The organism is Paenibacillus sp. BJ-4 (assembly GCF_020404765.1).
Classification (GTDB): domain Bacteria; phylum Bacillota; class Bacilli; order Paenibacillales; family Paenibacillaceae; genus Paenibacillus.
Genome location: NZ_JAIVEM010000019.1, coordinates 1 through 758, shown reverse-complemented (window position 1 = coordinate 758; position 758 = coordinate 1). Strand labels below are relative to the sequence as shown.

General features: G+C 64.4%; 1 protein-coding gene. It reads left to right on the top strand.

Translation table 11 applies throughout. From position 1 onward, the window contains the following. The coding region (locus LCF57_RS04555; RefSeq protein WP_225999641.1) for an AMP-binding protein at positions 1-758 on the top strand (758 nt) is incomplete at both ends.

Below are 758 nucleotides of genomic sequence, written 5' to 3'. Positions count from 1 at the left end.
CCACTGCTCTTTATAAAACCGAAACGGTGGAGAAATTGGCCGCTCACTACTTGCAGCTGCTTGAATCCATTCTCCGCAACCCGTCGGCGACTATTGCCGAGCTGGGCATTTTGACACCGGCGGAAAAAGAGCAAATTCTCGGCGCGTTTAACCCGGCGCAGCCGGAAGCGGCTCCGGCGGCCGCGTTCCACCGGCTGTTCGAGGAACAGGCGGAACGCACGCCGGAAGCGGCAGCTGTCGTGTACGAGAATGACCGGCTGACGTATGCGGAGCTGAACGAGCGGGCGAATCGCTTGGCGGCCACGCTGCGCGCAAGCAGCATCGGCCGGGAGACGATCGTCGGCATTCTCGCCGAGCGTTCGGTGGACTTGCTGGTGGCCGTGCTGGCCGTCTGGAAAGCGGGCGGGGCGTATGTGCCGCTCGACCCGGATTACCCGGCGGAGCGCGTGCGGTTCATGCTCGAAGACAGCGGAGCGAAGGTGCTGCTGACGCAAACGCCGCTGCGAGAGCGCGCCGAAGCCTGGCTCGGCGAAGAGGAGCTGGCGCTGGCGGCGGTGCTGTACCTCGACGACGAAACTTCGTACAGCGAGGAGCGGACGAATGCCGACAGCTTCCATGAAGCCCGTCCAGAGGACCTGGCGTACGTGATCTACACGTCGGGAACGACGGGCAAGCCGAAGGGCGTGATGATCGAGCACCGCAGCCTGGTGAACACGGCGGCGGGCTACCGGCGGGAATACCGGTTGGATCAGTTCCCG